Annotated in this window: 28 protein-coding genes; 19 read left to right on the forward strand and 9 right to left on the reverse strand. The window is 41.5% G+C overall.

Going from position 1 to position 22,256, the window contains the following annotated elements:
• Positions 1-141 precede the first annotated feature (141 nt).
• The 5 genes from RCG24_RS02440 to RCG24_RS02460 all read right to left on the reverse strand — a co-directional run bounded on the left by RCG24_RS02440 (position 142) and on the right by RCG24_RS02460 (position 2,990).
• Positions 142-333, reverse strand: a complete 192-nt coding sequence (locus RCG24_RS02440) for a YqzH family protein (protein WP_308078237.1) — start codon at positions 331-333, stop codon at positions 142-144.
• A gap of 201 nt (positions 334-534) precedes the next feature.
• Positions 535-741, reverse strand: coding sequence for a CDGSH iron-sulfur domain-containing protein (locus tag RCG24_RS02445; RefSeq protein ID WP_308079093.1), 207 nt, complete (start codon positions 739-741; stop codon positions 535-537).
• A 115-nt stretch (positions 742-856) separates the two neighbouring features.
• Positions 857-1,777, reverse strand: coding sequence for an alpha/beta hydrolase (locus RCG24_RS02450; protein ID WP_308078238.1), 921 nt, complete (start codon positions 1,775-1,777; stop codon positions 857-859).
• Between the two features lie 102 nt (positions 1,778-1,879).
• The gene (locus RCG24_RS02455; protein ID WP_202655316.1) at positions 1,880-2,020 is read right to left on the reverse strand and encodes a hypothetical protein; all 141 of its coding nucleotides are present in this window, start codon (positions 2,018-2,020) and stop codon (positions 1,880-1,882) included.
• 58 nt (positions 2,021-2,078) lie between these two features.
• On the reverse strand, positions 2,079-2,990 hold the full coding sequence (locus RCG24_RS02460) for a hydroxymethylglutaryl-CoA lyase (RefSeq protein WP_374049117.1): 912 nt from the start codon (positions 2,988-2,990) through the stop codon (positions 2,079-2,081).
• Positions 2,991-3,291: 301 nt separating this feature from the next.
• Here RCG24_RS02460 and RCG24_RS02465 point away from each other — a divergent pair, with 301 nt between their 5' ends.
• A complete protein-coding gene (locus tag RCG24_RS02465) occupies positions 3,292-3,537 on the forward strand; it encodes a YqkE family protein (RefSeq protein ID WP_202655318.1) in 246 nt (81 codons plus the stop codon).
• A 23-nt stretch (positions 3,538-3,560) separates the two neighbouring features.
• Here the strand turns inward: RCG24_RS02465 and RCG24_RS02470 are convergent, their stop codons facing one another.
• Together RCG24_RS02470 and mciZ are read right to left on the reverse strand one after the other, a co-directional pair.
• Complete coding sequence (locus RCG24_RS02470; protein ID WP_308078240.1) at positions 3,561-4,472, reverse strand: aldo/keto reductase; 912 nt, start codon at positions 4,470-4,472, stop codon at positions 3,561-3,563.
• A 65-nt stretch (positions 4,473-4,537) separates the two neighbouring features.
• A complete protein-coding gene (gene mciZ / locus RCG24_RS02475) occupies positions 4,538-4,669 on the reverse strand; it encodes a Z-ring formation inhibitor MciZ (protein WP_308078241.1) in 132 nt (43 codons plus the stop codon).
• A gap of 72 nt (positions 4,670-4,741) precedes the next feature.
• Here mciZ and RCG24_RS02480 point away from each other — a divergent pair, with 72 nt between their 5' ends.
• From RCG24_RS02480 to lysA, 17 genes are all read left to right on the forward strand, one after another.
• The gene (locus RCG24_RS02480) at positions 4,742-5,296 is read left to right on the forward strand and encodes an NUDIX hydrolase (protein WP_308078242.1); all 555 of its coding nucleotides are present in this window, start codon (positions 4,742-4,744) and stop codon (positions 5,294-5,296) included.
• The gene (locus tag RCG24_RS02485) at positions 5,293-6,459 is read left to right on the forward strand and encodes an endonuclease Q family protein (RefSeq protein WP_308078243.1); all 1,167 of its coding nucleotides are present in this window, start codon (positions 5,293-5,295) and stop codon (positions 6,457-6,459) included. Before RCG24_RS02480 ends, RCG24_RS02485 begins: the two co-directional genes overlap by 4 nt.
• A gap of 199 nt (positions 6,460-6,658) precedes the next feature.
• The gene (spoIIM, locus tag RCG24_RS02490) at positions 6,659-7,297 is read left to right on the forward strand and encodes a stage II sporulation protein M (RefSeq protein ID WP_202655323.1); all 639 of its coding nucleotides are present in this window, start codon (positions 6,659-6,661) and stop codon (positions 7,295-7,297) included.
• Positions 7,298-7,410: 113 nt separating this feature from the next.
• Positions 7,411-7,872, forward strand: a complete 462-nt coding sequence (locus tag RCG24_RS02495) for a ferric iron uptake transcriptional regulator (protein WP_202655324.1) — start codon at positions 7,411-7,413, stop codon at positions 7,870-7,872.
• A 170-nt stretch (positions 7,873-8,042) separates the two neighbouring features.
• Positions 8,043-8,273 carry a YqzK family protein gene (locus RCG24_RS02500; protein WP_308078244.1) on the forward strand — a complete coding sequence of 77 codons (231 nt, stop codon included), beginning with the start codon at positions 8,043-8,045 and terminating at the stop codon, positions 8,271-8,273.
• A 4-nt stretch (positions 8,274-8,277) separates the two neighbouring features.
• Positions 8,278-9,171, forward strand: coding sequence for a site-specific tyrosine recombinase XerD (xerD, locus tag RCG24_RS02505; RefSeq protein ID WP_308078245.1), 894 nt, complete (start codon positions 8,278-8,280; stop codon positions 9,169-9,171).
• A gap of 264 nt (positions 9,172-9,435) precedes the next feature.
• A complete protein-coding gene (deoB, locus tag RCG24_RS02510) occupies positions 9,436-10,620 on the forward strand; it encodes a phosphopentomutase (protein ID WP_308078246.1) in 1,185 nt (394 codons plus the stop codon).
• Positions 10,621-10,659: 39 nt separating this feature from the next.
• Positions 10,660-11,478 carry a purine-nucleoside phosphorylase gene (locus RCG24_RS02515; protein ID WP_308079094.1) on the forward strand — a complete coding sequence of 273 codons (819 nt, stop codon included), beginning with the start codon at positions 10,660-10,662 and terminating at the stop codon, positions 11,476-11,478.
• A 25-nt stretch (positions 11,479-11,503) separates the two neighbouring features.
• Entirely contained in the window at positions 11,504-12,808 is a 1,305-nt protein-coding gene (locus tag RCG24_RS02520) for a pyrimidine-nucleoside phosphorylase (protein ID WP_202655328.1), read from the forward strand.
• A gap of 132 nt (positions 12,809-12,940) precedes the next feature.
• A complete protein-coding gene (locus RCG24_RS02525) occupies positions 12,941-14,113 on the forward strand; it encodes a D-alanyl-D-alanine carboxypeptidase family protein (protein WP_202655329.1) in 1,173 nt (390 codons plus the stop codon).
• Positions 14,114-14,249: 136 nt separating this feature from the next.
• A complete protein-coding gene (spoIIAA, locus tag RCG24_RS02530; RefSeq protein ID WP_202655330.1) occupies positions 14,250-14,600 on the forward strand; it encodes an anti-sigma F factor antagonist in 351 nt (116 codons plus the stop codon).
• On the forward strand, positions 14,601-15,041 hold the full coding sequence (spoIIAB, locus tag RCG24_RS02535) for an anti-sigma F factor (RefSeq protein ID WP_202655331.1): 441 nt from the start codon (positions 14,601-14,603) through the stop codon (positions 15,039-15,041). It abuts the gene before it with no gap.
• Positions 15,042-15,053: 12 nt separating this feature from the next.
• Complete coding sequence (gene sigF, locus RCG24_RS02540; protein WP_308078247.1) at positions 15,054-15,812, forward strand: RNA polymerase sporulation sigma factor SigF; 759 nt, start codon at positions 15,054-15,056, stop codon at positions 15,810-15,812.
• Between the two features lie 107 nt (positions 15,813-15,919).
• Positions 15,920-16,540, forward strand: a complete 621-nt coding sequence (locus RCG24_RS02545) for a stage V sporulation protein AA (protein ID WP_202655333.1) — start codon at positions 15,920-15,922, stop codon at positions 16,538-16,540.
• Complete coding sequence (locus tag RCG24_RS02550) at positions 16,530-16,952, forward strand: stage V sporulation protein AB (RefSeq protein ID WP_202655334.1); 423 nt, start codon at positions 16,530-16,532, stop codon at positions 16,950-16,952. Before RCG24_RS02545 ends, RCG24_RS02550 begins: the two co-directional genes overlap by 11 nt.
• A gap of 44 nt (positions 16,953-16,996) precedes the next feature.
• Entirely contained in the window at positions 16,997-18,478 is a 1,482-nt protein-coding gene (locus tag RCG24_RS02555) for a spore germination protein (RefSeq protein WP_308078248.1), read from the forward strand.
• 174 nt (positions 18,479-18,652) lie between these two features.
• Positions 18,653-19,957 (forward strand): diaminopimelate decarboxylase, encoded by a 1,305-nt coding sequence (gene lysA, locus RCG24_RS02560; RefSeq protein ID WP_308078249.1) that lies wholly within the window; start codon positions 18,653-18,655, stop codon positions 19,955-19,957.
• Positions 19,958-19,991: 34 nt separating this feature from the next.
• On the opposite strand, the gene RCG24_RS02565 is transcribed toward lysA, so the two are convergent.
• Positions 19,992-20,855 (reverse strand): DUF1002 domain-containing protein, encoded by an 864-nt coding sequence (locus RCG24_RS02565; RefSeq protein WP_308078250.1) that lies wholly within the window; start codon positions 20,853-20,855, stop codon positions 19,992-19,994.
• A 462-nt stretch (positions 20,856-21,317) separates the two neighbouring features.
• On the opposite strand from RCG24_RS02565, the gene RCG24_RS02570 reads away from it, so the two are divergent.
• Positions 21,318-21,668: a GNAT family N-acetyltransferase gene (locus RCG24_RS02570; protein WP_308078251.1), complete on the forward strand. Its 351-nt coding sequence runs from the start codon at positions 21,318-21,320 to the stop codon at positions 21,666-21,668.
• A gap of 19 nt (positions 21,669-21,687) precedes the next feature.
• Here the strand turns inward: RCG24_RS02570 and RCG24_RS02575 are convergent, their stop codons facing one another.
• A complete protein-coding gene (locus tag RCG24_RS02575) occupies positions 21,688-22,209 on the reverse strand; it encodes a DUF309 domain-containing protein (protein WP_308078252.1) in 522 nt (173 codons plus the stop codon).
• Between the last annotated feature and the right edge of the window lie 47 nt (positions 22,210-22,256).

Here is a 22,256-nt window from a genome sequence, read left to right on the forward strand (position 1 = left end):
AATAATTATTGTATGTCATATTATGTTCACAGATAATGTTTGAAAATTAAAAAAGCTACTTAAGGAGGAAACTTCTTTTTTGGCGGGGTCAAAGAATTGCTAAGGGTATACGGGGAACTGATAGGAACATGCCAGCTCGCCTTAATCTATCATAAACTCATACACGATATCATTCACTACCTCATACAAATTTGTTGCAGGCTCTTCCTGTTTTATAGATAGAATTCGATTTGCCAACTGTTCCAGTTCTTGATTTCCGATGGGAATGGAATCCTCCTCATAATACTGTTTAAAACAATTTTGAATCATTTTAACAATGAATTTTTTTTCCATAGGAGTTCACCTCATCCAATATTATACTGGTTTCTTGCCGAATCGAAAAAATCCGCTATTGGGATTAACTGGAACAGAGGCTTCTTGTTGTTGATCGGTTTGAAGCAGTACACCGGATTCCGATTGAAGCGATTGCCGATATTCGGCTGACGGATAAGTGAAAGAGCGGCTCTAAACTAAAAAACCGCTCTTTGAAAAGTTTTAGTCTGCTTTTGGTACGCGGACTTGGGATTGAAAATGTCCTTTGTGGGAGCCGTCACAAAATGGTTTGTTATTTGACCTTCCGCAGCGGCAGAGCGAGAACGATGGTTTTGTCGTGTAAACATTCCCCTCGCCATCTAACAGCTCCACATCACCGGTGATTCGCAGTGAACCATTATCGTTTACCTTAATTTGCACCTTTGACATCATAGCACCCCTTTTTTAAAAAATCTATATTACTTTGAGATTAACTGGAATATTAAGAAAATGCAAATAATAGGCTGCGAGCAAATGGGAAACAGTTCAAAAAGGTCAGTCTGTATTAACTTGGTGAAGCCTGTTCAACATAAGTTTCTAAAAACTCATCGACAACCCGCTCATAATCGGCCCGGTTTTCATTGAAAGACTGGGCATGCTTGCCTTTTTCGGCGATATACAGCATCTTCGGGCCCTTTTTATGTTCAAACAATTCCTTTGTCATCGACGGTAAAATAAAATCATCTTTGCGGCTATGGATAAAAAGGACAGGATGCTTAATATTTTCAATTGCTGAAATTGGCGATACATGCTGAATCGAATATTTGTCACGCAGGCGCAAGAACAGATCCCCAAGCGGCAGCAAAAGTCCGGGCTTGATTTTGAAATCCTTTTTGATCACATGGGCCAGCTGCTGTTTAAAGTCGGAAAAGGGGCAGTCGGCAATATAAAAATCAGCGCCATCCTCAAGCAGGCCGGCATAAAGCAGCAACGTTGCCGCTCCCATCGATTCCCCGTGAATCCCTAATAAGATATCTTCGCCTTTCTCGTTTTTCAGCCAATCAACCACTGCCTTTAAATCGAATTTTTCATAGTGGCCAAAGCTGGTGGTTTTCCCGCCGGATTCCCCATGGCGGCGGTGGTCATAAATTAACGTATTAAAGCCGCGCTCAAGAAAAAGATTGGCATATTTAATCGAATTGACTTTCGTTTCAGTTACACCGTGAGCGATAATCACATAGCGGTTCGTTTGATATGGCTCGACAAGAACGGCTTTAATCGAATAGCCAAAGGGCGATTGAATATCAACATGCCGCCTTGGCAGTGTTTTTAAGGCTTTAGGATCCACCCTGCCAGCCTCTGTTTCCCGCTTTAAAATGAAATCCTCGTCCTTCTTTTTCATATACATCAGGCGGTTGGTGAAATAGATCCCCAATGCCAGCCAGAAAAATAATAGGATAAACAAGGAGCGAAATGCCTTTTTCAAACTGGGCACCTCCAAAGCAACGTTTAAATAGATTGATTAGTTAATTTTACCATAAGAAAAGCCGCTTATCCTAATGAGCGGCTCCTCGCATAAAGTCCGATATTATTGTTCTGAATTTTGACGCTTCGTTGGATGGATGGCTTTTTCCACTTCTTCGGCAGAAATCATCCGCTTGCCAGTGCCCGCTGTTTCCGCGTAGTTTTTCCCCGCTGAACTGTATCCTTTTTCCCGTTTTTGACTCATAGAAAAATCCCCCTTTAAGAAAGTTTCATCTGATTAAGATGCATGGAGGAACAAGCAATTATTCATGGCTTTGGACGGTTTGCCGATGCAGACGGTAATAACCGCTGTCAATCTGTCGCGATAGATGCGGGCGGACCGTTTCAATCGCAGCTAAAAGCTTTGAAAGATGAATCCCGGTTTCGATTCCCATTCGTTCCAGCATATAGACGACATCCTCTGTTGCTGTATTGCCGCTCGCGCCAGGGGCAAATGGACAGCCGCCAAGCCCGCCTGCGGAGGTATCAAAACGGTCAATCCCGGCTTGAAGACAGGCAAAAATATTGGTCAGCCCGAGCTTTCGGGTGTCATGAAAATGCGCCGTAAGAAGGGTATTCGGAAACGCGGCTTTTAATTTTGTAAATAAGGAATAGGCTTCATGTGGCGCTGCCATACCAATTGTATCCGCAACGCTCAATTCATCGACGCCGCAAGCAACAAATTGCTGGCAAAGTTCGATTGTATCCTGCTCCATTATTTTTCCTTCAAAAGGGCAGTAAAAAGCTGTAGAGATACAGGCTCTGACGAAGTATTGCTTTTCTTTTAATTCCCGGATGATCGGCTTTAGTTCAGCCATGCTGTCTGCAGTCGACTTATTGATATTTTTTTTATTAAAGCTGTTACTGACTCCCACAAATACGGCAATCGCCCTGCAACTGGTGGAATATGCTCTGTCAATCCCTTTACGGTTTGGCGCAAGGACAATGTTTCTTGTGTTTTCATCATCACAGTCATCAATAATTTCAGCGGCATCCGCCATTTGCGGGACCCACTTTGGCGAAACAAACGATGTTAGCTCCATTTCCTTAATTCCGGCATTCCGCAGTTCCCTGATAAATTGTTTTTTAATCGCAGTTGGGACAAATAGCGTTTCATTTTGCAGGCCATCGCGCGGTCCGACTTCAATAATCGTTACTTTTTTAGGTAGTATCATCCGCATTCCCCTTTACGGTTTTATCATTTTATCCCGCCTTAACGGGCAGTAAGACCCCCACTGATGGAAGTTTTACTTTATTGTAGTAGGATTAATTTCAAAAAATCAAGAATAAACGGAATTTTATTAAAATTATCAGACCTTTGTATCGGCAGCGGTCAGAGAGCGGCGGCCATTGTAGAACTGGATAAATAAATGGCAAAGGGCAGGCTGCATCTCTTGAACAGCCTGCTTTTTACATGATTTTCGCGGGCAGTGGTTGTATAATAGGAACAAGATCTTCTTTAAGGAGAGTAACCAAATGAAGAAAAAACAGCACAAACCCACACCGAAAAAAGACGATTCTGCTTTAACACTTAAGGATATGATTAATCCGGATTTACTCAAACAATTAAAAAACCAGCAGGAGCAGTTAAAGGCTGAGGAAGAGAAAAGACAAGAGCTGGAAGAACACAGAAAGCGGGAAGAAAGAAGATTGAAGGAAAAAAATAAATCGTTTGAAGAGCTGTTAAACGAAAGCAGTATGAACTGGAAGGAATTTAAATAAGAGAGCCGTATAATGGCTCTCTTTTAACGATGTTCCTGATAAACATTTGCTTTCGTGATTTCTTTAATTAGAGCAATTTCTTCAGCCGTTAACGGCTGGCTCCTCACCGCTGCAGCATTTTGCCGGATTTGCGCAACACTGCTGGCACCAGCGACAACAGAGGCAACGGCCGGGTCAGCCAAATTATATTGTAAGGCAACCTCTGTCAACGATCTTGATGCCGCTGCCTTTTCCTTTAATAATGGTAAGACTTCGCTTAATTCTTCATAGCTGTAATCCAAAAATCCTTTATTTGCCGCCTTTTCCAACAGCTTGTCAGTCAATAGTCCCTTCGCAAGCGGACCGCGGGTCACCACGCTAATGCCATGTTCAGCCAAAAGCGGCAATGCTTCCTCTTCAGGACGGCGGTCCAGGATGCTATACTGTATCATGACCGAGACAATATTTGCTTTCTCTGCATATTCCCTAATAACATTCGGCCGAATTGAAGAAATGCCGTAATAGCGGATAAACCCTTCCGCCTTTAATTCCTCAAACGCTGCAATGGTTTCGTCTATGGGATCGTGAATGGTGCCGCCGTGCAGCTGATACAAATCAATATAATCAGTTCCCAGCCGCTTCAAGCTGTTTTTTACCGCTTCTTTTATATATACTTTGGAAGGATCCCATGTCCAGCCGCTTTTGTCGGCTTTCCAGCGGTTGCCGGCCTTTGTGGCAATGATGACCTTTTCCCGGACATGCTTTAATGCTGCTCCAACGATCTTTTCATTTTCGCCAAAATCATATAAGTCCGCCGTGTCAAAATAATTGACCCCTTCTTCAAGGGCTGCTTCCATGATTTCGCGGGCTGCCTTTTCTTCTGTCCCAAGCGACATGCAGCCAAGTCCTAATTCCGTCACATACAAATCAGATTTTCCCAGCCTTCTTTTTTGCAAAAAAACCACCTCCGCCCTTTTCTACAATTTTAGTAAAATTTAGGGCAGACTACAAACAGCAAGTTTTAATCCTGCTGAACCTTTTGCACCCAATCAGCGACGGTGGTGTATTCCCGATTATATTCCTTTAGCTTTTGCAGCACTTCCCAGCCTTTGCCGACCAAGATAATCCCCTTCCCATGAACATACAGCTTCATCCCATACCCCTCCAAATAAAGTATGGTAAAATGTATGACGGGAAGTACGGAATAGAACAGGAGTTGACAAGTATGAATAATTTAGAGGAAAAAACGCTCCATAGCGAGGAAATATATTCAGGGAAAATCATCACTCTCGAACTGCACGAAGTCGAGCTGCCTAACGGCAAACAGTCCAAACGGGAAATTGTGAAACATCCGGGAGCAGTCGCTATTATCGCTTTAACCGATGATAATAAAATGGTAATGGTGGAACAATACCGTAAAGCGTTAGAAAGAACGATTGTTGAAATCCCTGCCGGCAAGTTGGAAAAAGGCGAAGCACCAGCAAGCTGTGCCCGCCGTGAATTAGAGGAGGAGACCGGCTATGTTTGTGAATCTTTGGAGCTCATCAGCTCTTTTTATACATCGCCCGGCTTTTCTGACGAAATCATCCATGTATTTTTAGCAAAAGGGCTGACAAAGAAAGAAAACGCCGCTGCCATGGATGAGGATGAGTTTGTCAATTTGGAGGAATTGACCCTTAAAGAAGCGTTACAATATGTCAAAGAACAAAAAATTTTTGATGCCAAGACAATCTATGCAGTCCAATACTTACAATTACAAGAGGCGTTGACAACTAAATGAATCGCTATTATGTAGATTTACATATTCACATTGGCAGGACGTGGACGGGCAAGCCGGTGAAAATTACCGGAGCCAAGTCTCTCACGTTTACCAACATCATTGAACATGCACGAAACGTAAAAGGGCTTAATATGGTTGGAATTATCGACAGCCATTCGCCGGAAGTCATTCTTGAAATGGAAAGCTTAATTGAAAGCGGGGAAATTTACGAGCATCCCGATGGCGGTCTTGTTTTTGGAGATTTAACTATCATCCCCGGTTCAGAATTAGAAATCTATGATGAAGGAACTAACGGCCCGATCCATCTGCTTTGTTTTATGCCCAATCTATCAGCTATGAAGGATTTCTCAAATTGGCTTTCCGGCCATTTGAAGAATATCCAGCTTAGCTCACAGCGCGTTTATATAACGGGGCTTGTTTTACAAAAGAAGGTCAAAGAGATGGGCGGCATCTTTATACCAGCCCATGTATTCACTCCATTTAAAAGTTTATATGGGAAAGGTGTAAACCGTTCTCTCGCGGAAGTGCTTGATCCCGAACTGATCGATGGGATTGAACTGGGCCTGAGTTCCGATACGGAGATGGCCGACCAAATCGGTGAAATCCATCCATACACTTTTGTGACGAATTCTGATGCTCATTCGTTGGCAAAGATCGCAAGGGAATATCAAGTAATCGCCATGAAGGAGCCGACATTTACTGAATTGGGAAAAGCATTGAGAGGGGAAGACGGAAGAAAAATTATCGCCAATTATGGTCTTGATCCTTTGCTCGGTAAATACCATAAGACTGTTTGCGCTCACTGTTTTCACCCTGCTCACGAACAAGATCAAGTATGTCAACATTGTGGCAGTAAAAAAATTATAAAAGGGGTGGCTGATCGGATTCTTGAATTGAAGACAGCTGATACCAGCCCATTATCAAGGCCGCCCTATGTTCATCAAGTACCGCTGGAATTTATCCCCGGTCTGGGGCCGCGGCTGCTGGAAAAATTAGTCGATCATTTTGGCAGCGAAATGGCTATTTTGCATGAAGTTCCACATGATGCTTTGCTGGAAGTAGTGCCTGAAAAAATCGCTGATCTTATTTTGAAAGCAAGAGAAGGAAAAGTCATCTTGGCGGCAGGCGGCGGTGGCAAATACGGAAAAATTGCCGAACCATAAGGAATCAAACCCGACAGTGAAAGCTGCCGGGTTTTTTAGCTGAAAGAAAAGCAAAAATTCAACTACACCTCATGAACCGTCCTTACGGGCTTGCCAATCGGCGAGTTTTCATTTATACAGAATCTATCAAAATTAATCATAGACTTGCTAGACTGGCATAGACTGTAGTAATCGATTGAAAATGTAGGAGGAACTAGAGATGAAAAAACGATTATACCAGTCCGTTATCGCCAGTTATTTCCGCGAACATTCCTCAATTTTTTTATTTATTGTTGTTTTATTTTTAATGGGTGTGATTTTTGGTGCCATCGTAGTCAATAGTATGAGCTTTACCCAGAAAGAAAACCTATTTTACTATTTATCGCAATTTTTTGGCGAAGTTTCAGATGGGAAAGTAGCCGAGGAAAACGACTTGTTTATCCAAAGTTTTTTTCACAATAGTAAATTTATCGGGCTGATCTGGATTCTCGGCATTTCGATTATTGGGCTTCCGGTGATTCTCATTCTATTATTTGTAAAAGGAATGGTTGTCGGTTTTACCGTCGGTTTTCTTGTCAGCCAAATGGGGTGGAAGGGATTTATGCTTGCGGTAGTTTCCATCTTGCCGCAAAACTTGATTATCATTCCTATTTTTATTATTATGGCATCATTATCAGTGATCATTTCATTAAAGATGATTAAAAAGCAATTTATGAAGAAATTTGCCCAACCCGTATTGCCATTATTCAAGGGGTATATTTTTGCTTTAATTGCAGCGGTCATCCTCATTTCGGCAGCTTCCGGAATTGAGGCTTATTTATCCCCTTGGCTCATGAAAACAGTTATAAGTTCAATTTAATTAAAATGATTATTAAATGATAATTAATGTATAATGTTATTTATAATAATTTTATTTTGACACCACCCTTCCATCTGTTATAATGAGAATTAACAGTGGGGAGGGACGTCAGAATGGAAACAAGACTTGAACGAATAAAAAAACAACTGCATTCAGCCAGTTATAAACTCACACCTCAGCGCGAAGCAACCGTAAAAGTTTTACTAGAAAATGAAGAGGATCATTTAAGTGCAGAAGATGTGTACCTCCTCGTGAAAGAAAAATCGCCTGAAATTGGTTTGGCAACTGTTTATCGAACTTTGGAATTATTAACGGAATTGAAAATAGTAGATAAAATAAATTTTGGCGATGGCGTATCCCGTTACGATCTGCGGCAGGAAGGCGCAGCTCATTTTCATCATCATCTTGTCTGTATTGAGTGTGGGGCTGTTGATGAAATTCAGGAGGATTTGCTGGAAGATGTCGAAGCGATTGTGGAACGCAAGTGGAATTTTAAAATAAAAGATCACCGTCTTACCTTCCATGGCATTTGTCATCGCTGCCAGGATAAAGTGAACGGAGACCATATCGAGTAATTCAAGGCCTTTTTTAAAGGTCTTTTTTTAGCTTTCGTTATAATCCTATTTAATTAGGTATAAATCTTGTCCATTTTGGCATACCTTTTTACTAGGAAACAAATGCCGTATGGAGCACAGATATCAATGGCAGAATTTTTCTGATTAAATAGGAGTTTGGGGGAAATAGAATGATTTCCTTTATCAAGGCCATCCTGCAGACCTTTAAGGTTTTTCTCATCTTCACGGGATGCACGATTCTTTTTTATTATGGTATCATGTGGATATCTGAAGAATATCAAAACTATCATCGCTATGATGAGCCGGAAGGGACAGCACTGAAAGTTTCCAATCCGGTAGTAAAAGAGGATAACTCTACCTGGTACGATCGGTTAATGTTGTTTTATTTAAATGGGGAGTAGGGCGATGGAAGCACAAATACAACGTTTTTTACATTTTTTAATTGCCGAAAAAGGCTTGGCGCAAAATACCATTTCATCTTATGAGCGCGACCTGAAAAGCTATCTTCATTATTTAAAAGAGCTGGAATTAACAGCGAGCTTGAATGAAATCCAGCGGGTCCATATCGTTCATTTTCTAAAATATTTAAAAGAGCAGGGGAAATCTCCCAAAACACTAGCAAGGCATATAGCTTCAATCAGGGCCTTTCATCAATTTTTACTGAGGGAGAAAATAGCGGAACAGGATCCGACGGTTCAACTTGAAATACCCAGGTCAGAAAAGACGCTGCCCAAGGTATTAAGCGTGCAGGAAGTGGAGACGTTATTGGAGACCCCCAAACCGCATGACCATTATGGGTTAAGAGATAAAGCGATGCTGGAGCTGCTTTACGCCACCGGAATCAGAGTGAGCGAATTAATCGGCATGAATATTCATGATGTTCATATACCAATGGGCTTTGTCCATTTTATTGGCAAGGGTAATAAGGAAAGGATTCTTCCGATTGGAGGGATAGCGGCCAAGGCCATTCAGCAGTATTTAGATGCTGGCCGGCCGTTATTTAACACAAAACATCATGAGGATCAGGCGCTGTTTTTAAATCATCAGGGAAAGCGCTTATCAAGGCAGGGCTTTTGGAAAATATTAAAGAAATTAGCACAGGAAGCTGGGATAGACAAAGAATTGACGCCGCACACTCTCAGGCACTCTTTTGCCACACATTTATTAGAAAACGGTGCGGATTTACGGGCAGTACAGGAAATGCTGGGCCATGCTGATATTTCCTCAACGCAAATTTACACCAATGTAACAAAAACAAAAATAACGGATGTTTATCGTAAATTTCATCCCCGAGCTTGATAGAATAGAAGTTTAGGAAAAAATGGGAAAAGAGTTCAAAAAGCTGCCAAAAATGAGGCAGCTTTTTTCTTGTAATTTTACCACCATTTAGTACAATAAAGATGTCAGACTTCTGACAATTAATCAGTTTTATTGGTTAAATCGTCCTATAAAGGGAATCATATGATTTGCATTGTTGCGATTTTCTGGAAACGTTATCAAAGGATTCAGAAACTAGTTCTGGAATCTGGGGTACCTTAACAGCATGGAAAAGGAGGAAAAAGAATGACGTTGGATACCTACAAACGTATTTTTATCATCGTAATGGATTCAGTTGGAATAGGTGAAGCACCGGATGCTGAAAAGTTTGGCGATCAAGGGGCGGATACACTTGGTCATATCGCGGAACAAATGAATGGTCTACATATGCCAAACATGGGTAAGCTTGGTTTAAGTAATATCCGTGAATTAAAAGGAATTGAAAAGGCAGAGAAGCCGTTAGCTTTTTATACAAAAATGAGGGAAGCGTCAAACGGAAAGGACACGATGACCGGGCATTGGGAAATCATGGGGTTAAATATTAAAACTCCGTTTCAAGTCTTTCCGGAAGGATTCCCGGAGGAACTGATTTCTCAATTGGAGGAACGAACCGGCCGTAAAGTCATCGGCAACAAACCGGCAAGCGGTACGGCAATCATTGATGAGCTTGGTGAAGAGCATATGAAAACCGGGGCAATGATTGTTTATACATCGGCTGACTCCGTACTGCAGATTGCAGCTCATGAAGAAATCATTCCGCTGGATGAGCTGTATCATATTTGTAAAATAGCCAGGGAGTTGACGCTTGATGAGAAATATATGGTAGGACGGGTCATCGCCCGGCCGTTTATCGGAAAGCCCGGCAGTTTTACCCGTACACCAAACCGTCATGATTACGCCTTAAAACCATTTGACCGGACTGTCATGAGTGAGCTTAAGGATGCGGGGTTTGACGTGATTGCAATCGGAAAAATTTCTGATATATATGATGGGGAAGGCGTAACGAAGGCACTGCGAACCGTCTCAAATATGGATGGCATGGATAAGCTTCTTGAGACCTTTAAAATGGATTTTACTGGCATCAGCTTTTTAAACTTAGTTGATTTTGATGCCTTATATGGGCACCGCCGCGATCCCCAAGGCTATGGGAAAGCCCTGGAGGAATACGATTCCCGGCTGACGGAAGTTATTGCTGAAATGAAGCCGGATGACTTGTTAATGATTACGGCTGATCATGGGAATGACCCGACGGCGCCCGGTACTGACCATACACGTGAATATGTGCCGCTGCTTGTGTATTCCAAACGAATGACGGAAGGAAAAGAATTGCCGCTCCGGGAAACATTTGCAGATCTGGGGGCAACAGTTGCGGAAAACTTCCAGGTAAAAATGCCGAAGTACGGCAACAGCTTTTTAAAAGAATTAAAATAATCTTATATTTTTTGGATTGGGTTACAAGGGGGGAACATGATGAAGTTTGAAAGTATTGAAAAGACAGCGGGCTTTTTAAAACAAAAATATCCTGCTGCACCAAAAATCGGGCTTATCTTAGGCTCAGGGCTTGGGGTGCTTGCCGATGAAATTGAACAGCCTGTAAAAATTCCTTATCATGATATTCCTGATTTTCCGGTTTCCACTGTGGAGGGGCATGCCGGACAGCTTGTTTTTGGCGTTTTGAACGGTGTCGAGGTTGTCGCGATGCAAGGGCGTTTTCACTTCTATGAAGGCTACGATATGGAAAAGGTGACTTTCCCTGTCCGCGTTATGAAACAGCTTGGTGTCGAAATATTAATCGTTACCAATGCAGCCGGAGGAGTAAATGAAAGTTTTTCACCGGGAGACTTAATGATTATTAAGGATCATATTAATAATATGGGCACCAATCCTTTAATCGGGCCAAATGATGTAAAGCTGGGCGAACGGTTCCCGGATATGTCTGAGACCTATTCAAAAGAATTGCGGGTAATCGCCAAGGAAGTTGCCGCTCAATTAAAGATACCCGTGAAAGAAGGCGTCTACTTTGCAAATCCAGGTCCAGTTTACGAAACTCCGGCAGAAATTCGGATGATTCGTACTCTTGGCGGTGATGCTGTAGGGATGTCGACCGTGCCGGAGGTAATCGTCGCGAGGCACAGTCGAATGAAGGTTTTAGGTATTTCTTGTATATCCAATATGGCCGCAGGGATCTTGGATCAACCGCTGGCACATGAGGAAGTTATCGAAACGACCGAAAAGGTAAAAGCAGACTTTCTTCGATATATAAAAGCAATTATTAGCAGGTTTGGATAATGTTTTGGTAAAGTGGTGAATAAATATGAGAATGGTCGATTTAATTGAAAAAAAGCGCGATGGTCAAGAATTATCGACAGCAGAAATCAATTTTATTATTAGCGGATATACAGATGGTTCGATTCCTGATTATCAGATGAGCGCACTCACAATGGCTATTGTTTTTCGTGGTATGACCGAAAGGGAGCGCGCCGATTTAACGATGGCAATGGTAAGGTCAGGGGAGCAAATTGATTTGTCACAGATAGAAGGAATAAAAGTTGATAAGCATTCTACCGGCGGAGTTGGTGATACAACAACTCTTGTCTTGGGGCCGCTTGTTGCAGCAGTGGGTGTTCCGATCGCCAAAATGTCCGGACGCGGCCTGGGACACACAGGCGGCACGATTGATAAATTAGAATCGATTAAAGGCTTCCACGTGGAAATAGACAATGCTGAGTTCATCGAGCTTGTGAACAAAAATAAGATTGCCGTCATCGGGCAAAGCGGTAATTTAACACCTGCTGATAAAAAACTCTATGCACTCAGAGATGTGACAGCAACAGTTGAAAGTATTCCGCTGATTGCCAGCTCCATTATGAGCAAAAAGATCGCTGCCGGGGCCGACGCGATTGTTCTTGATGTAAAAACCGGAGCCGGCGCTTTTATGAAGACGCTGAAAGATTCACGGGAATTAGCACACGCAATGGTGAGGATTGGAAATGCTGTCGGCCGCAAAACGATGGCAGTAATTTCTGATATGAGTCAGCCGCTTGGGTATGCGGTCGGCAATGCCCTTGAGGTAAAGGAAGCAATTGATACCTTAAAAGGAGAAGGTCCTGCTGATTTAACCGAGCTATGTTTAACGCTTGGCAGTCATATGGTGTATTTAGCGAAGAAAGCAGCATCATTAGCGGAAGCGCGACAGGCGCTTGAGAAAGCGATCAACGACGGTTCAGCATTGGAAAAATTAAAAGTATTCTTAAGTTCTCAAGGTGGTGATGCCACGGTCGTCGACCATCCCGAGAAACTGCCGCAGGCGAAATACACCTTTGAACTTGAAGCAAAAGCAAATGGCTATGTAGCTGATATCGTCGCTGATGAGGTTGGAACAGCCGCAATGCTGCTTGGGGCCGGAAGAGCAACGAAAGATTCTGTCATTGACTTAGCCGTCGGTCTTGTGCTACGAAAGAAAATTGGCGATCAAGTGAAAATAGGTGAATCACTCTGCACCATCTACAGCAATGCTGAAAATGTAAACGAAGTAAAGCAAAAGCTATATGAAAATATCAAGATTACTCCTGAAAAGGTAAACCCGCCAACCCTCATTTACGAGGAAATTACAGATTAAAAGGTGTCGGGGATCATGTGAACGATCACATGACCCCTAACACCTATTTTTTTATTTAATTACTGGAAATGACTGTATAAAGTAATTAATTTTGGAAAAAATGTTGGCTATAAAGAATGGAGGGTTATCTGGATGAAACGACTGTTTTCTATCACAGCAATATTAGTTTTGCTTATCAGTTTACCAATTTCTTCTGCTTTCGCTGCTGAAGAAAAGAAGAGTACTGAAATGATCGCCAACGTTAGATCCGCAATTTTATTAGAGCGGGATACTGGGAAAGTCCTCTTCGAGAAAAATAGTAAAGAAGAACTGCCGCCTGCCAGTATGACAAAAATCATGACCATGCTGTTAATCATGGAGGCCATTGATAAAGGAAAACTTTCCTGGAACGAAAAAATTCGTGCAAGTGAATATGCTGCTTCAATGGGTGGATCACAAATTTTCCTGGAGCCTGGTGAAGAAATGACGGTAAAAGACATGTTGAAAGGGATTGCGATTGCCTCGGGAAATGATGCTTCCGTAGCGATGGCGGAAAGGATTGCCGGTACTGAGGAAGCATTTGTTGACATGATGAATGCCAAAGCAAAGGAACTGGGATTAAAGCATACTTTCTTTAAAAACACAACTGGACTGCCGGAAAGCGGTCATTACAGCTCAGCCTATGACATGGCGATCATGGCAAAAGAACTGCTAAAATACGAAGACATTACAAAATTTACCGGGATGTATGAAGGGTATTTAAGAGAAAATACCGACAAAAAATTTTGGCTCGTTAATACCAATAAATTAGTTCGTTTTTATCCCGGAGTGGATGGCTTAAAAACTGGTTTTACCGCAGAGGCCAAATATTGTCTGACGGCAACTGCTCAAAAAGACGGAATGCGGGTGATTGCTGTTGTGTTCGGCGCTCCAACATCTAAGGAGCGCAATGCCCAGGTGAGCAAAATGCTCGACTATGCCTATAGTCAATACCAAACACATCCGATGTATAAGCGTAATCAAACAATAGGCCTGGCTAAGGTTAGTAAAGGTCAAGATAAGACAGTTGCGGCGGTAACCAGTGAGTCTTTATCTTTATTGACGAAAAAAGGTGAAAAAACGGCAGATGTTAAGCAGAAGGTCTTGTTACAGAAAAATTTAAAGGCCCCAATTCGAAAAGGTGACAAGGTGGGAACCATTAAGCTCATCAGAAATGGAGAAGTGGTGCTAGAAAGCCCGCTAGTAGCCAAGAATACCGTAAAGAGTGCCAGCTGGTGGACACTTTATAAGCGTTCGTTTGGAATGTTTACGAAAGCTGGTAAATAAAACTTTTTCAGCAGTGTCGAAAGCCGAAGCATCCGGACTTCTTTTAGCGAAAATCGACTAGTTTTGTATTTGAGAAGGAAAATAAAACCTAAAAATCGAATTGACTCACTAGATCAGAAAAAGGAGGACCAGGATAGTGAGTCTTACGATTGAATTCAAAATCAAACAGGATGTTTTATGCATCCGTCTTAACGGCGAATTAGATCATCATACGGCAGATGAACTTCGTGAAAAAGTTACAGCTGTTATTGAGGAAAAAGCAATCCGTCATATTGTCTTGAATCTTGAACAGCTTACTTTTATGGACAGTTCAGGTTTAGGCGTTATTTTAGGCAGATATAAGCAAATTAAACAGCTGCACGGTGAAATGGTTGTTTGTGCCATTACCCCTGCGATTCAACGATTATTCGATATGTCGGGTCTGTTCAAGATCATTAAAATGGAGCCGACAGAAGAATTTGCGTTACAAAAATTGGGGGTGGCCTGAATGAAGAATGAGATGAGCCTGCAGTTCAGTGCCTTAAGTCAAAATGAATCCTTTGCCCGTGTTACAGTAGCTGCTTTTATTGCCCAATTAGACCCAACGATGGATGAGCTTACCGAGATAAAAACCGTTGTGTCCGAAGCTGTAACCAATGCCATTATTCATGGATATGAAAATGACCCGGAAGGTATTGTTTATATTACTGTGACAATTGACGACAATTTCATTGAGATGACCATTAAAGATACTGGCGTCGGAATTACAGATGTCGATGAAGCCCGCCAGCCATTATTTACAACAAAGCCGGAATTGGAACGTTCCGGCATGGGTTTTACGATCATGGAAAATTTTATGGATGAGGTTGAGGTTTTAACTAAGCCAGGCAGCGGAACCGAGGTTAGACTACGAAAGCATTTACAATCTCGCAAAATGCTTTGCAATTAAGGAGACTTGCCAATGGATGTGGAGGTCAAAAACAATAAAAATCAGACATATTTAAAGGATCATGAAGTCAAGGAACTTATAAAAAGAAGCCAGACAGGTGACCAGGAAGCAAGAGATCTTCTTGTGGAAAAAAATATGCGGCTTGTTTGGTCGGTGGTCCAACGGTTTCTAAATAGGGGATACGACCCCGATGACTTGTTTCAAATTGGCTGTATCGGGTTATTAAAATCAGTTGATAAGTTTGACCTATCCTATGATGTAAAGTTTTCTACCTATGCCGTTCCAATGATTATTGGAGAAATCCAGCGATTTATTCGTGATGATGGAACCGTCAAGGTCAGCCGGTCACTGAAGGAAATGGGGAATAAAATCCGTAAAGCGAAGGATGAACTGTCGAAAACGCTGGGCAGAGTTCCCACTGTTAATGAAATCTCTGAGCATCTTGACCTTCCTTTGGAGGATGTCATCCTTGCCCAAGAAGCAAGCAGGTCCCCGTCATCCATTCATGAAACCGTTTATGAAAATGATGGTGATCCGATCACATTATTGGACCAAATCGATGATGGTAATGAAGGAAAGTGGTTTGATCAAATTGCTTTAAAGGAAGCCATCCGTGAGCTAAATGAACGGGAACGGCTGATTGTCTATCTAAGGTATTATAAGGATCAGACACAATCAGAAGTTGCCGGAAGGCTGGGAATTTCTCAGGTTCAAGTATCAAGGCTGGAAAAAAAGATATTGCAGCAAATGAAAGACCGTATGGATGTGTAGACTCCATACGGTCTTTCATTTTACAAAGTACTTAACATTTTTTTATAAAAAACCATTTTTTACACATACTACTGTTATCAGAATTTTGCTGTGTGGGAAGTGAGATTTTGGAACAAACCATCTACATTCGCATGCGACACCGCGTTCAATCTTGTCCCCGCCAGACGATTTATTTAAAGGACGCTGCGCAAATCATTGCTGATGAAAGCAAGCTTATAAAGCTTCAACAAATGATCATTCATCAATTAACAGAAAACGACGGTAACATTGTTGTGATTGATATTATGAAGGTGATCCAGCTGATAACCAGCCAATTTGGGGACATAGAAGTTCAGACAATCGGCCCTGCCCAAACCATTATTGAAGTAGTGTCCAAGCAAAAAGGAGTCTCGATTCCTTTTTTTCTTTTAATATGGTTCCTATTATTTTTTGGTTCGGCGTTAACGCTGATGAATTTTCATGATGATGTCAATATGCGGAGTGTTCAGGAAAAGATTTATACCATTATTACCGGCAGGCAGGAAACAAAACCACTATTGTTTCAAATTCCCTATTCGATTGGGCTTGGCCTTGGGATGATTTTATTTTTTAACCATGTCTTTAAGAAGCGGATTAACGATGAACCGAGCCCGCTTGAAGTCGAAATGTTTAATTATCAGATGGATTTGGATAATTACGTCATCCTGCATGAAAATAAAGAGAGTATGAAACGGATACATGACGATTAAAATAATCCTTACCATTTTTTTAGGGGTTGCAAGTGGATTATCTGTTGGTGCCGGTTTTGTTGCCTTTCTAACTGTACTGGGCATTATTCCTCGATTGACTCAACTAACGAAAACGATGAAAATGATCCAATCCTATGAGTGGGCCGTTGTCATCGGGGCGCTTACAGGAGTGTTCGCAAGCTTAAGAGACCCATCGCTGAACCAGTCTCCTTACCTGTTAATTCCCCTGGGGATTACCGGTGGAGTCTTTATCGGAATGTTAGCAGCCGGTCTTACAGAAGCCTTAAATGTATTTCCGATTCTTGCAAAAAGAATTCGTTTAGACGGAGAGATTGTGATTTTAATCATGGCCATTGTATTAGGTAAAATATTTGGTTCCATCTTTCAATGGCTATACTTTGTTCATCATTAACTACTTTTTAGAGATAAATTAAATTTTTGAAAGGAGTGGTTTTTTTGACACAAAAGCAGGTGGAAAAATGGCCAATTCCGAAATCAGTGAATGAAATTGAACATTATATGAAACAGCGGGTAGGACTGGGGGTAAGTTTTGACATTGGTGTCCGCAAATTGAAAATATTAAGATGCGATGTCCACATTTATTATATCAATGGTTTAACGGACACGATGTATATTATTCAACTAATAAGAGAGTTACTTGGAATTAATAACCGTGAAAAACTATCTTCCGACATATTTACACTTGTTGAAAATAGGCTGGCCAATCAATCGGTGGAAAAAACCCAGGAATTGGATCAATTAGTTACTGAGGTTTTATCCGGCCTTATTGGGGTCGTAGTGGATGGGGCGGACACGGCATTTATCATTGATGTAAGAAATTATCCCGGCCGGATGCCAATGGAACCTGATACCGAAAAAGTTGTCCGGGGCGCCCGCGACGGTTTTGTCGAAAATATCGTGATAAATACGGCATTAGTCAGAAGAAGAATCCGTGATGAACGGCTTCGCTTTGAAATGCATAAAGTCGGCAGACGGTCTATAACCGATGTGGCTCTTGCATACATAGAGGATGTTGCTGACCCTGATTTATTAAATATTTTAAGACAAGAGCTAAAGGCGATTGATATTGATGGAATCCCGATGGCCGATAAAACTCTTGAGGAGTTTATTGTGAGACAGGGGGCCAATCCCTATCCAATTGTGCGATATACGGAAAGAGCGGATGTCGCAGCGGCCCATATATTGGAGGGCCATGTAGTGATTTTTTGCGACACCTCGCCGAGTGTGATTATTACTCCAACTACTTTTTTTCATCATGTTCAACATGCCGAGGAATTTCGCGAAGCGCCGGCCATGGGGACCTTTGTCCGCTGGACGCGTTTTTTAGGGGTATTTACCTCGATATTTCTGTTACCGCTCTGGCTTTTATTTGTCCTGGAGCCATCGTTACTGCCGGAAAAACTTTCCTTTATCGGGCCTAACAAACAAACAAATATTCCCATTGTTGTTCAGCTATTTATGGCTGATTTTGGGATAGAATTTTTACGGATCGCTGCCATACATACACCGACACCGCTTTCAACCGCGATGGGCTTGATTGCAGCTGTGCTAATCGGGCAAATTGCCATCAGTGTTGGACTATTTGTCCCAGAGGTTATTCTTTACGTAGCGGTTGCCGGGATTGGAACCTTTACCACGCCAAGTTATGAATTAAGTGTTGCCAATAAAATTGCCAGGATGCTATTGATGTTAGCCGTAGCCTTTTTCCATCTGCCGGGGTTTGTCATCGGTTGTACCTTATGGTTTATTTTCCTAGCTAATATGAGGGCGCTGAATACGCCATATTTATGGCCGTTTCTGCCATTTGAGCCTAGAGGATTTATGCAGATTATTTTCCGCCAGGCGATCCCTGGGTCTGCATTGAGGCCAAGTATCGTTCACCCAAGAAATCGGTTCAGGCAGCCCCCTGAAGGGTAAATTTTTAAAGAAAAAATTGCAGAATAGCTGCAGTTATGCTAAAGTAATTTTAATTAAATAAAGAACTAAGCATAAAAATAGGCAGTATCTTTTGCGGATTCTGTCTATTTGTTTATTATTTAATAGGTTTGTCTACATAGACTGTAGTGAGTCATTACGGAGAGAGGGAAGAAAATGTATTTTTACGGAACAACTGGAGTAAATAAACAAGGACATTTGGAAATAGGCGGTGTTGACAGCCTTGAGTTAGCAAAAAATTTTGGCACCCCTCTGTATGTATATGATGTTTCCTTAATTAGAGAAAGAGCTTCCGGATTTAAACAAGCGTTTGCGGAACAAAATGTAAAAGCTCAAGTAGCCTATGCCAGTAAAGCATTTTCGACGGTGGCAATGGTGCAGCTTGCAGAGGAGGAAGGTTTATCTTTGGATGTAGTATCCGGCGGTGAATTGTATACGGCCTTGGCTGCCGGCTTCCCCGCGGAAAGGATTCATTTTCATGGTAATAATAAAAGCAGAGAAGAATTGGAAATGGCATTAGCTAACCAAATAGGCTGTATTGTCATTGACAACTTTTACGAAATAGAGCTGTTAAAAACCATTTGCCTAGAAAAGTCAGCCAAAGTAAATGTTCTGTTACGAGTCACGCCCGGAATTGAAGCACATACACATGATTACATTTTAACCGGGCAGGAAGACTCAAAGTTTGGCTTTGACCTACAAAACGGTCAAGCGGAAAAAGCACTTGCTGCTGTAATGGCATTTGAATCTTTCGATGTCCTTGGTCTTCACTGCCATATTGGTTCACAAATATTTGAAACAACCGGCTTTTTGCTGGCGGCCAGAAAAATTGTGGAGAAGCTGGCGGAGTGGAAAGCAAAGGTCGCCTTTGAAGCAAAGGTATTAAATTTAGGCGGAGGCTTTGGAATTCGCTATACGAAAGAGGATGAACCGATTCCGCCATCCCAATATGTCAGTGCGATTATCAAGGAAGTCAAACATCTAATTGAACAATACTCCCTTGAAATGCCGGAGATCTGGATCGAACCTGGCCGTTCGCTTGTGGGGGATGCAGGAATGACTTTGTATAAAATTGGCTCCTCCAAGGATGTTCCGAACGTAAGAAAATATCTGGCGGTCGACGGCGGGATGAGCGATAATATTCGTCCTGCCTTATACCAGGCAAAATATGAAGCGGTCTTAGCCAATAAACCATTAGCACAAAACACTGAAACGGTTTCAATTGCCGGGAAATGCTGTGAATCAGGTGATATGTTAATTTGGGATCTGCCTTTACCAAGGGCGGAAGAGGATGATATTTTAGCTGTTTTTTGTACCGGGGCCTATGGCTATTCGATGGCGAACAACTATAATCGGATCCCCCGGCCGGCAGTTGTGTTTGTGGAAAATGGAAACGCCACTCTCGTTGTAGAAAGGGAAACCTATGAAGATTTAATCAAGCACGATCTGCCATTAAAATAAGAGCTGCCGGCTTCCCGGCGGCTCTTTATGCGTTTTAGGAGAAGAAGGACTTAATTGTATCAATTAACCAGCTGAAGAATTGTTTGATTTTTTCAAGAAACCCTTGCCCCTCGTCTGATTGAAGGTATTTAGAGATTCGGTCCTTTGCTTTATTGAGCTGATCGCTAACTTGATTCCAGTTAATATCAAGGTTTTTTAATTTGTTGAATAAGTTAATCAATCGTTGCATTTGCTGATCTGTTAAAGTAACATTTAAGTCTTTAGCAGCTTGTTCGATAATATTTCGCAATTCCTCGTCGTTTTTTGGTTTCTTTTTGGCGATTTCCTCTTTAACTTTGGCGATAAGGGCGGTGGCGTTCTCATTACCAATCGAATCCCCAAGCTTTGCAGTTTCAACCATTTCCTGGTTTGCTGCCTGCTTCACATCTTCCGGGATTGTTTTATCGGCGGAAATTTCATAAGCTTTGATAATCCCGGTAAGGGCAGCAGTTCCAGATACAGAAATGGGAGCCGTTACATAGATGTTTGCATCTTTGACACCTGCGGTTATAAGGGCGTTAACATACATTTCATCGGTAACCCAATTAATATTTTTGGTTTTCACCGTTATGCCAGATCCCTTAGAGGCAATTGTGATGGCTGAAGATGAAATGGCCCTTGTCCCAATGAAAGACTTGGCAATATATTTCCCCAGATATTGATGTTCCTCCTGATTGGACACAGTGACGATTTGAACATCTTTTGGTGCCCCCATTTCCTCTAACAAGCTGTTTTTTTGCGTCTCTGATAAATTTTCGCCTAAAGTGACAATCATATCACCTTCGGCCATATCAGCAAGACTATGTATCGGAAAAAGACACAAAACCAGACATAGCAGCAGTATTAATCGTTTTTTCATCGAAATTCTCTCCTTGTTTGTTATGTTTATAATATATCCGATTCTAATATAATTAACGAAAAAAACAAATTTGGAGTTTCATATAAAAATTAATAGTTTTTAATTTTTTCTGGAAAATGGATTATTTTTGATATTTGTTGTAGAATGTAGCCAGTAACAACTTCGGATACGGTATACTTGTTTTGGAGGATAGTTTTCCATGAAAAAAAGTAATTGGGCCTTATTTGGCATTCTTATTGCCATTTCTTTGATATGGGGGGCAATCTATTGGATGTTTATTGTACCGAAATAATAGATATTTTTTCGCACTTTTAGACTTCGATTTACGGTGTATGCTTGAAACATTATCATCTTACGTACATATGATAAATAAATGGTTTATTATTTGATTCTTTTGGGAAAAATATACTATTGTTAAACCAAATAACTAGATTGGTTTATTTTATTTAATGAGGGATCTAAATGTTAATTCGTTATAAAAAAACATTCGAAAAAATTGCCATGGGTTTAATGTCATTTATGCCGAATGAGAAGGACTTAAAGAAACTCCAGCAAACAATGAAGGAATATGAGACAGAAGACACAAGGCAGCTGTTTTTATGGAAAGAGGAAGATATTATCGGGCTCCTTGGTGTTGTTTTTCATTCTGAGCGGAATGCAATTGAAATCCAACATATTTCCGTTAACCCCTCCCATCGATTCCAAGGAGTGGGAAAAAGAATGGTGAAGGCGCTTAAGGAAATGTATCCTGAAAAGGAAATAATCCCAAATGACGAGACTGCTGGATTTATCGAAAAATGTGATATCTGCTGAATAAACAAAAAGGCAACTTTTATAAGTTGCCCTTTTTTGCTAATAGCATTCGGTTTCTTTCTTCAATCACACTCGTTCTGTCCCGTAACTTATGGCGGTGAATTAGATCATCATTCGTTACATCACTTGCTTTTCCCCATTCTAATCCACGCTGTTGACAAATTTTGAGGCATTCCTCCATTAACGCCGAATCAATGATCGGCAGTGAAAAGCTGGTATAGAGATGGTTTGCTTCAATGGCCAGAAGACGCTCGTTTAAAACATTTATCAACTCCCCACTGTCAATGCCAAGTTTCACTAAAGAATCAGCCTGTGTTTCAAATATTTTAATTGCTTTTTCCAGTGTTCGTTTGGCACCGGCGAAATTTTCTCTGCGGTGGTGATATGCGGATACAGCCATTAAAATGAGACCAACCCAAATGGAATCCTTGTTCCCCGGATCGGACTGTTTCCAATAATCCTCCAAAATTTCGTGGCATTCAAAATAATCTCGATCACCATGAAAATGAATTAAATAGTCAATGTATGCTGTTGGATACAATGGAGTCCCCCCATTCCTTATAACTCCATTTTACCATATCAAGATGC

The sequence above is a fragment of the Neobacillus sp. OS1-32 genome, assembly GCF_030915425.1.
Lineage (GTDB): Bacteria > Bacillota > Bacilli > Bacillales > Cytobacillaceae > Neobacillus > Neobacillus paridis.

What these genes read in the sequence shown, in the direction of transcription:
- RCG24_RS02460 (WP_374049117.1), bottom strand. Translation starts at nt 2,990, where the DNA reads ATGATACTACCTAAAAAAGTAACGATTATTGAAGTCGGACCGCGCGAT.
- RCG24_RS02495 (WP_202655324.1), top strand. Translation starts at nt 7,411, where the DNA reads ATGGAAACAAGACTTGAACGAATAAAAAAACAACTGCATTCAGCCAGT.
- mciZ (WP_308078241.1), bottom strand. Translation starts at nt 4,669, where the DNA reads ATGAAGCTGTATGTTCATGGGAAGGGGATTATCTTGGTCGGCAAAGGC.
- RCG24_RS02480 (WP_308078242.1), top strand. Translation starts at nt 4,742, where the DNA reads ATGAATAATTTAGAGGAAAAAACGCTCCATAGCGAGGAAATATATTCA.
- RCG24_RS02520 (WP_202655328.1), top strand. Translation starts at nt 11,504, where the DNA reads ATGAGAATGGTCGATTTAATTGAAAAAAAGCGCGATGGTCAAGAATTA.
- RCG24_RS02445 (WP_308079093.1), bottom strand. Translation starts at nt 741, where the DNA reads ATGTCAAAGGTGCAAATTAAGGTAAACGATAATGGTTCACTGCGAATC.
- RCG24_RS02565 (WP_308078250.1), bottom strand. Translation starts at nt 20,855, where the DNA reads ATGAAAAAACGATTAATACTGCTGCTATGTCTGGTTTTGTGTCTTTTT.
- spoIIAB (WP_202655331.1), top strand. Translation starts at nt 14,601, where the DNA reads ATGAAGAATGAGATGAGCCTGCAGTTCAGTGCCTTAAGTCAAAATGAA.
- RCG24_RS02500 (WP_308078244.1), top strand. Translation starts at nt 8,043, where the DNA reads ATGATTTCCTTTATCAAGGCCATCCTGCAGACCTTTAAGGTTTTTCTC.
- deoB (WP_308078246.1), top strand. Translation starts at nt 9,436, where the DNA reads ATGACGTTGGATACCTACAAACGTATTTTTATCATCGTAATGGATTCA.
- spoIIM (WP_202655323.1), top strand. Translation starts at nt 6,659, where the DNA reads ATGAAAAAACGATTATACCAGTCCGTTATCGCCAGTTATTTCCGCGAA.
- RCG24_RS02515 (WP_308079094.1), top strand. Translation starts at nt 10,660, where the DNA reads ATGAAGTTTGAAAGTATTGAAAAGACAGCGGGCTTTTTAAAACAAAAA.
- RCG24_RS02550 (WP_202655334.1), top strand. Translation starts at nt 16,530, where the DNA reads ATGACGATTAAAATAATCCTTACCATTTTTTTAGGGGTTGCAAGTGGA.
- RCG24_RS02525 (WP_202655329.1), top strand. Translation starts at nt 12,941, where the DNA reads ATGAAACGACTGTTTTCTATCACAGCAATATTAGTTTTGCTTATCAGT.
- RCG24_RS02485 (WP_308078243.1), top strand. Translation starts at nt 5,293, where the DNA reads ATGAATCGCTATTATGTAGATTTACATATTCACATTGGCAGGACGTGG.
- RCG24_RS02455 (WP_202655316.1), bottom strand. Translation starts at nt 2,020, where the DNA reads ATGAGTCAAAAACGGGAAAAAGGATACAGTTCAGCGGGGAAAAACTAC.
- sigF (WP_308078247.1), top strand. Translation starts at nt 15,054, where the DNA reads ATGGATGTGGAGGTCAAAAACAATAAAAATCAGACATATTTAAAGGAT.
- RCG24_RS02440 (WP_308078237.1), bottom strand. Translation starts at nt 333, where the DNA reads ATGGAAAAAAAATTCATTGTTAAAATGATTCAAAATTGTTTTAAACAG.
- xerD (WP_308078245.1), top strand. Translation starts at nt 8,278, where the DNA reads ATGGAAGCACAAATACAACGTTTTTTACATTTTTTAATTGCCGAAAAA.
- RCG24_RS02570 (WP_308078251.1), top strand. Translation starts at nt 21,318, where the DNA reads ATGTTAATTCGTTATAAAAAAACATTCGAAAAAATTGCCATGGGTTTA.
- RCG24_RS02465 (WP_202655318.1), top strand. Translation starts at nt 3,292, where the DNA reads ATGAAGAAAAAACAGCACAAACCCACACCGAAAAAAGACGATTCTGCT.
- lysA (WP_308078249.1), top strand. Translation starts at nt 18,653, where the DNA reads ATGTATTTTTACGGAACAACTGGAGTAAATAAACAAGGACATTTGGAA.